Here is a 6,968-nt window from a genome sequence, read left to right as displayed (position 1 = left end):
GAACTACATCATCCCCAGCGTCTTCAACGACAAGGTCGCCGGGGCCGTCGCGGGTGCCGTCCGGGAGGCCGCCAAGGCCGCCGGGGCCGCTGTGACAGGCACCACGACGGCCTGACGCACGGCGCGTCGAGTGGCGCGACGCCGCTGGGCCCCCCATAAGGTGTCGGGCAGACATCGGGCCGCAGAAATGCGGCCTCATCCGAGGCTGTGGCAGCTGGCCGTGGCGCTTTCCGTGTGACTCTCCAGGGTGCCGGATTGGCTTTCCCGCCACTGGTGGGGGCAGGATGCGTAACCGGGCGCGAGGGTCTGGCATACGGACCCGGGTCCGGGGACTGTCCGAGGGCCCTGGCAGCATCGGCTTCGATCTCACGCCTCATTGGCAAGAAGAACACGGGAGTACAACATGAACCGCAGTGAGCTGGTGGCCGCTCTGGCCGACCGCGCCGAGGTGACCCGCAAGGACGCCGACGCCGTTCTGGCCGCGCTCGCCGAGACCGTCGGCGAGATCGTCGCCAAGGGCGACGAGAAGGTCACCATCCCCGGCTTCCTGACCTTCGAGCGCACCCACCGTGCCGCTCGGACCGCGCGCAACCCGCAGACGGGCGAGCCGATCCAGATCGCTGCCGGTTACAGCGTGAAGGTCTCCGCGGGCTCCAAGCTCAAGGAAGCCGCGAAGGGCAAGTAAGCCTTCAGCTCGAAGGGCGGTCACCCAGGGGGTGACCGCCCTTTTGGCGTATCAGGGGAGCATGCCCCTCCGCGTTGCCGCGTAAACGGCCCTTGCGTGGCCCGTAAAGCCCCTAACACCCCGTCAGGGTGCCCGGGCCCCACCCGCCCCCGTTCGGGGCCCTGACGGCCCGGCAGGGGGGTCGTGCCGTAAAACGCCGGACGGGGCTGACGTACGTCAGCCCCGTCCGGGGGTTCGAGGGGGCGGAGCCCCCTCACCGTCAGGCGTCGGAACCGCCCGGCATCTCGACGTTCGCGCCCAGATCCCGCAGCTTCTGCATGCTGTGTTCCCCGGGGGATAACCCCCGGACCCCCAGCCGGGGCCGGGTCAGCCCTGCGCGGAAGGTGCGGGCATCTCCACGTTCGCGCCCAGATCCCGCAGCTTCTGCATGAAGTTCTCGTAGCCGCGGTTGATCAGGTCGATGCCGTGCACCCGGGACGTGCCCTCCGCGGCCAGGGCCGCGATCAGGTACGAGAAGCCGCCGCGCAGGTCGGGGACGACCATGTCCGCGCCCTGGAGCTTCGTCGGGCCGGAGACGACGGCCGAGTGGAGGAAGTTGCGCTGGCCGAAGCGGCAGGCGGAGCCGCCCAGGCACTCGCGGTAGAGCTGGATGTGCGCGCCCATCTGGTTGAGCGCGGAGGTGAAGCCCAGGCGGGACTCGTAGACCGTCTCGTGGACGATGGACAGGCCCGAGGCCTGCGTCAGGGCCACGACCAGCGGCTGCTGCCAGTCCGTCTGGAAGCCGGGGTGGACGTCCGTCTCCAGCGCTATGGCGTTGAGCGAGCCGCCCGGGTGCCAGAAGCGGATGCCCTCGTCGTCGATCTCGAAGGCGCCGCCGACCTTGCGGTAGGTGTTGAGGAAGGTCATCATCGACCGCTGCTGGGCGCCGCGGACGTAGATGTTGCCCCTCGTGGCCAGCGCGGCCGACGCCCAGGAGGCCGCCTCCAGGCGGTCGGACAGGGCGCGGTGGTTGTAGCCGCCGAGCTTGTCGACACCGGTGATGCGGATCGTCCGGTCGGTGTCCATGGCGATGATCGCGCCCATCTTCTGCAGCACGCAGATGAGGTCCTCGATCTCCGGCTCCACGGCCGCGTTGGACAGCTCCGTGACGCCCTCCGCCAGGACGGCGGTCAGCAGCACCTGCTCGGTCGCGCCGACCGAGGGGTAGGGCAGGCGGATCTTGCAGCCGCGCAGCCGCTGCGGCGCCTCCAGGTACTGACCGCCCTCGCGCTTCTCGATCGTCGCGCCGAACTGGCGCAGCACCTCGAAGTGGAAGTCGATCGGCCGGCCGCCGATGTCGCAGCCGCCCAGGCCCGGGATGAAGGCGTGGCCGAGGCGGTGCAGCAGCGGGCCGCAGAGCAGGATCGGGATGCGCGAGGAACCGGCGTGGGCGTCGATGTCCGCGACGTTGGCGCTCTCCACGTACGTCGGGTCGAGAACCAGCTCGCCGGGCTCGTCGCCGGGGCGGACGGTCACACCGTGCAGCTGGAGCAGACCGCGCACGACGCGGACGTCACGGATGTCGGGCACGTTGCGCAGCCGACTGGGACCGTGCCCGAGCAGGGCGGCGACCATGGCCTTCGGCACGAGATTCTTCGCGCCGCGGACGCGGATCTCTCCCTCGAGCGGGGTGCCGCCGTGGACAAGCAGGACATCGTCAGGGCCGGTCATGGATCTCGCGTTCCTGGAGTTGGGCAGGGGGCAAGAAGAAAGGGTAATGCGACCCGGGGGCCCTTCTGGCGCCCTGGAGGGCCGGAAAGCACGTCATGGGTTTGTCACAACACTCTGTGTTTATGGAACGGTCGCTACCGGTTATCGCCGGGGCGTCGCCGGACCACCCGGCGGGCCCGTGCTCGCGCCCCCGACGGCCTTTCCGGCGCTTTCCGTGGCCGCGAGGTCGCTTTCGGTCACTTGCGCGGGCGCTGCTCTCGTACGCCCCCTACCCGCCCCGGGCGGGGGCACTCGTCCACTCCCCCCGGAGGGGCGAAATGGGGGATCATGTGCCCATGACCGAGGTGTCCTCGCTCACAGGGCGACTGCTTGTCGCGACGCCCGCGCTGTCCGACCCCAATTTCGACCGCGCGGTGGTGTTGCTGCTCGACCACGACGAGGACGGCTCCCTCGGCGTGGTCCTGAACCGCCCGACCCCGGTCGGCGTCGGCGACGTCCTGGAGCCCTGGGCCGCGCTGGCCGGGGAGCCGGGGGTGGTCTTCCAGGGCGGCCCGGTCTCGCTGGACTCGGCGCTGGGTGTGGCGGTGGTGCCGGGCGAGGCCCGGGAGCACGAAGGGCCGTCCCCGGCGGGCGAGGGCTCCGGCGCGGGCCCGCCGCCGTCGTCCGCCATGGGGGATCCCGTCGGCTGGCGCAGGGTGCACGGGGCGATCGGCCTGGTCGACCTGGAGGCCCCGCCCGAGCTGATGGCCAGGGTCCTGGGCTCGCTGCGGATCTTCGCCGGGTACTCCGGCTGGGGCCCGGGGCAGCTGGAGAAGGAGCTGGCCGAGGGAGCCTGGTACGTGGTGGAGTCGGAGCCCGGCGACGTGTCGTCCCCGGACCCGGCGCGGCTGTGGCGGGCCGTCCTGCGGCGTCAGCGCAGCGAGCTGGCGATGGTCGCCACCTATCCGGACGACCCGAGCCTCAACTGACCCGCGCCGTCCCCAGTACTCTTGGAGACCATGAGCACTCTTGAGCCCGAGCGCGGGGCAGGTACCGGCACCCTCGTAGAGCCGACGCCGCAGGTGTCGCACGGCGACGGCGACCACGAGCGCTACGCCCATTACGTCCAGAAGGACAAGATCATGGAGAGCGCGCTCTCCGGCTCCCCGGTCGTCGCCCTGTGCGGCAAGGTCTGGGTGCCCGGGCGCGACCCCAAGAAGTACCCGGTCTGTCCGATGTGCAAGGAGATCTTCGACGGCATGGGCGCCGGCGGGGACGACAAGGGCGGCAAGGGCGGCGACAAGAAGTAGCCCCCCGCTTCTCACTCTCGGGTTCGCCGACGGCTCCCAGGGCGCGTGATCGCGCCCTGGGAGCCGTTTTGCTGTTGTCGGATCTGCTCTTGTCGGAGCGCCGTCACCCCGCTTAGCCTCCTCTCAGTTGTGCGCTGCGAAACGTCCATTGCGTATGTTGCAACGCTCGGGGGGCCTCATGGCGTGGCCGTCGACGACGACGTCGGCATCGTTACGAACGTTCGTCCTGGTCGTGGTGGGAGCGCTGCTGTGCGCCGCGGGCGTCGGCGCCTGCGCGCCGCGTACGCCGTCCGGCGGCGCGGGCGGGGACCGCGCGACCGGCACCCTGCGGGTCTGGCTCTTCCGCGAGGTCGACAACGCGCCCAAGGCGGCGGTCGTAGACGAGGCCGTCGCCGCGTTCGAGAAGACCCACCGCGGGGCGCGGGCCGAGGTCACCTACATCCCCGTCGAGACCCGGGCCCAGCGGATCAAGGCCGCGTTCAACGACCCGCGGAGCGCCCCCGACGTCGTCGAGTACGGCAACACGGACACGGCCGGGTACGTCCGGGACGGCGGGCTGGCCGATCTCACCGCCGACCTGGCGGCCTGGGACGACGCCCGCGCCCTCGACCCGGCCGCGAAGCGGTCCGTGACCGTGGACGGCAAGCTCTACGGCGCGCCGCTCCTCGTGGGCGTCCGGGCCCTGTACTACCGCACCGACGTCTTCCGGGAGCTGGGCCTGAAGCCCCCGGCCACCCTGGACGAACTGGCCGCGACCGCCCGCCGCGTCCACGCGGCCCGCCCCGGGCTGTACGGGCTCGCGGTGGGCGGCGCGTACACCTATGCGGCGCTGCCCTTCGTCTGGGCGCACGGCGGGGACGTCGCCGAGCGGAAGGGCCGGTCGTACGAGGCCACCGTCGGCGACCCCGCCGCCAGGCGGGGCATCGCGGCCTACACGAGCCTGTTCGGCGACCACAACTGCCCCGCGAGCCGGTGCGCCCGGATGACCGGCAACGAGACGGTCCAGGCCTTCGCGTCCGGCAAGGCGGCCATGGCCATCGCCGGTGACTTCAGCCATCAGGCCATGGAGAACGGCAAGGTCAAGGGCGCGTACGCGGTCGTACCGCTGCCCGGGACCAGGGAGGGGCGGATCGCCCCCGCCTTCGCGGGCGGGAACAACCTCGGGGTGCTCAGAAGCAGCACCCATCGCACCCTCGCCGTGGACCTGCTGAAGACCCTGGCCGGCAAGCGCACCCAGGCCCGGCTCTTCGACGCCATGGGCTTCCTGCCGGCCTTCACCGACGTCCGCGCCGAGGCGGCGCGGAAACGGCCCTTCGTGGAGCCGTTCGTACGGACGCTGGCGGCGGGCGCGCGGAGCGTACCGGTGACTCCGGCCTGGGCCGCCATCGACGCCGGGCAGGTGCTGCCGACCCTGCTCCAGGAGGTCGTGAGCGGACGCGAGGACGTGGACACGGCGACGGCCGGGGCGGCACGGAAGATGAACGCCGCCTTCCGGAAGAACGGACTGCGGTCATGAGGGCCCGAGCCATGGGAGGGACGGGAGGGAAGGGCGCCACGCCCTGGCTCTACCTCGCCCCGGCGCTCGTCGTCCTCGGCGGACTCCTCGTCTACCCCGTCTACGAGCTGGGCCTGATCTCCTTCCTCGAATACACCCAGGCCCAGGTCAGCGGGGGAGAGCCGACCAATTTCCAGGGACTGGGCAACTACCGCGCGCTCTTCACCGACGCCCAGTTCGGCCAGGTCCTGCTGACGACCGTCGTCTTCGCGGCGGCCTGCGTCGTCGCCACCCTCGCCGTCGGCTGCGCGCTGGCGGTGCTGCTGACGCGGATCCGGGCCCTGCCGCGACTGGCGCTGACGCTCGCCGCACTGGGGGCCTGGGCCACGCCCGCCATCACCGGCTCCACGGTGTGGGTCTTCCTTTTCGACCCCGACTTCGGCCCGGTCGACAAGGCGCTCTCCCGGCTCGGGCTGAGCGGATTCGACGGCTACGCGTGGACCTACGACCGGTACAGCGCCTTCGCGCTCGTCCTGCTGGAAATCGTCTGGTGCTCGTTCCCCTTCGTCATGGTGACCGTCTACGCGGGCATCCGGGCGATTCCCGGGGAGGTACTGGAGGCGGCGGCGCTGGACGGGGCCTCGCAGTGGCGGATCTGGCGGGACGTCATGGCCCCCATGCTGCGCCCGGTCCTGGTCGTCGTCACGATCCAGTCGGTCATCTGGGATTTCAAGGTCTTCACGCAGATCTATGTGATGACGAACGGCGGCGGTATCGCCGGACAGAACCTGACGCTGAACGTCTACGCCTATCAGAAGGCGTTCGCCTCCTCGCAGTACGGCCTCGGCTCGGCGATCGGCGTGGTGATGCTGCTGATCCTGCTGGCGGTGACGCTCGGATACCTGCGGCTGCTGAGACGGCAAGGGGAGGAGATATGAGACGACCCCGAGGTCGGCTCCTGGCGGAATCGGTCGCGCTGCTGTGCGCGGCGGCGGCGGCTTTTCCCCTCTACTGGATGGTGCTCTCGGCCTTCAAACCGGAAGGCGAAGTGCTGTCGGAGGACGCCCGGCCGTGGACCGCGCACCCCACCCTGGACGCCTTCCGGCGGGTCTTCGGCCAGCAGGACTTCGGCCGCTACCTGGGCAACAGCCTGCTGGTCGCCGTCGTCGTGGTCGTCGCCTCCGCGCTGATCGCCTTTCTGGCGGCCGTGGCCGTCACCCGATTCCGGTTCCGTTTCCGGACGACGCTGCTCGTCATGTTCCTCGTCGCGCAGATGGTGCCGGTCGAGGCCCTGACGATTCCGCTCTTCTTCCTGATGCGGGACCTGGGCGACGTCACCGGAGTGCCCGGCGTCGGGCTCAATACGCTGGGCTCGCTGATCCTCCCGCACATCGCCTTCTCCCTCCCCTTCGCGATCTGGATGCTGCGCGGCTTCGTCCGGGCGGTGCCGGAGTCGCTGGAGGAGGCGGCGTACCTCGACGGGGCGAGCCGGGCCCGTTTCCTGTGGCGGATCCTCTTTCCGCTGGTCTTCCCGGGACTGGTGGCGACGAGCGTCTTCTCCTTCATCTCGACATGGAACGACTTCCTCCTCGCCAAGTCCTTCATCATCAGCGCCACCGAGAACTCGACGCTCCCGATGGCACTGCTGGTCTTCTTCAAGGACGAGGGCAACGACTGGGGCGGCATCATGGCGGCGTCGACCGTGATGACGATTCCGGTGCTCGTCTTCTTCGTACTGGTACAGCGCGGGCTCGTCTCGGGCCTCGGCGGAGCGGTGAAGGACTGAACT

7 protein-coding genes are annotated in these 6,968 nt (G+C 70.6%); 6 read left to right on the top strand and 1 reads right to left on the bottom strand.

Going from position 1 to position 6,968, the window contains the following annotated elements; genetic code table 11:
- The first annotated feature begins 403 nt into the window (after nucleotides 1-403).
- Complete coding sequence (locus ACX9I7_RS19880; RefSeq protein WP_071961969.1) at nucleotides 404-685, top strand: HU family DNA-binding protein; 282 nt, start codon at nucleotides 404-406, stop codon at nucleotides 683-685.
- A 366-nt stretch (nucleotides 686-1,051) separates the two neighbouring features.
- Here the strand turns inward: ACX9I7_RS19880 and murA are convergent, their stop codons facing one another.
- Complete coding sequence (gene murA, locus ACX9I7_RS19875) at nucleotides 1,052-2,395, bottom strand: UDP-N-acetylglucosamine 1-carboxyvinyltransferase (protein ID WP_459388063.1); 1,344 nt, start codon at nucleotides 2,393-2,395, stop codon at nucleotides 1,052-1,054.
- Between the two features lie 335 nt (nucleotides 2,396-2,730).
- On the opposite strand from murA, the gene ACX9I7_RS19870 reads away from it, so the two are divergent.
- The 5 genes from ACX9I7_RS19870 to ACX9I7_RS19850 all read left to right on the top strand — a co-directional run bounded on the left by ACX9I7_RS19870 (nucleotide 2,731) and on the right by ACX9I7_RS19850 (nucleotide 6,965).
- Complete coding sequence (locus ACX9I7_RS19870; protein ID WP_387575120.1) at nucleotides 2,731-3,363, top strand: YqgE/AlgH family protein; 633 nt, start codon at nucleotides 2,731-2,733, stop codon at nucleotides 3,361-3,363.
- Nucleotides 3,364-3,393: 30 nt separating this feature from the next.
- The gene (locus ACX9I7_RS19865) at nucleotides 3,394-3,684 is read left to right on the top strand and encodes a DUF3039 domain-containing protein (RefSeq protein WP_109281359.1); all 291 of its coding nucleotides are present in this window, start codon (nucleotides 3,394-3,396) and stop codon (nucleotides 3,682-3,684) included.
- A gap of 178 nt (nucleotides 3,685-3,862) precedes the next feature.
- Complete coding sequence (locus tag ACX9I7_RS19860) at nucleotides 3,863-5,200, top strand: extracellular solute-binding protein (protein WP_459388062.1); 1,338 nt, start codon at nucleotides 3,863-3,865, stop codon at nucleotides 5,198-5,200.
- Nucleotides 5,197-6,117, top strand: a complete 921-nt coding sequence (locus tag ACX9I7_RS19855; protein ID WP_387575114.1) for a carbohydrate ABC transporter permease — start codon at nucleotides 5,197-5,199, stop codon at nucleotides 6,115-6,117. The genes ACX9I7_RS19860 and ACX9I7_RS19855 overlap by 4 nt, the downstream gene beginning before the upstream one ends.
- Nucleotides 6,114-6,965, top strand: coding sequence for a carbohydrate ABC transporter permease (locus tag ACX9I7_RS19850; RefSeq protein ID WP_459388061.1), 852 nt, complete (start codon nucleotides 6,114-6,116; stop codon nucleotides 6,963-6,965). The genes ACX9I7_RS19855 and ACX9I7_RS19850 overlap by 4 nt, the downstream gene beginning before the upstream one ends.
- The last annotated feature ends 3 nt before the right edge of the window (nucleotides 6,966-6,968 follow it).

It is taken from the genome of Streptomyces sp. L500 (genome assembly GCF_054551825.1).
Note: the sequence above shows the minus strand (reverse complement) of the source record. Positions and strands in the feature narration are given on the sequence as shown.

Bases quoted from the DNA above. Each gene is read 5' to 3' on its own strand.
- ACX9I7_RS19855 (WP_387575114.1), top strand. From the start codon at position 5,197: ATGAGGGCCCGAGCCATGGGAGGGACGGGAGGGAAGGGCGCCACGCCC.
- ACX9I7_RS19860 (WP_459388062.1), top strand. From the start codon at position 3,863: ATGGCGTGGCCGTCGACGACGACGTCGGCATCGTTACGAACGTTCGTC.
- ACX9I7_RS19870 (WP_387575120.1), top strand. From the start codon at position 2,731: ATGACCGAGGTGTCCTCGCTCACAGGGCGACTGCTTGTCGCGACGCCC.
- ACX9I7_RS19880 (WP_071961969.1), top strand. From the start codon at position 404: ATGAACCGCAGTGAGCTGGTGGCCGCTCTGGCCGACCGCGCCGAGGTG.
- ACX9I7_RS19865 (WP_109281359.1), top strand. From the start codon at position 3,394: ATGAGCACTCTTGAGCCCGAGCGCGGGGCAGGTACCGGCACCCTCGTA.
- ACX9I7_RS19850 (WP_459388061.1), top strand. From the start codon at position 6,114: ATGAGACGACCCCGAGGTCGGCTCCTGGCGGAATCGGTCGCGCTGCTG.
- murA (WP_459388063.1), bottom strand. From the start codon at position 2,395: ATGACCGGCCCTGACGATGTCCTGCTTGTCCACGGCGGCACCCCGCTC.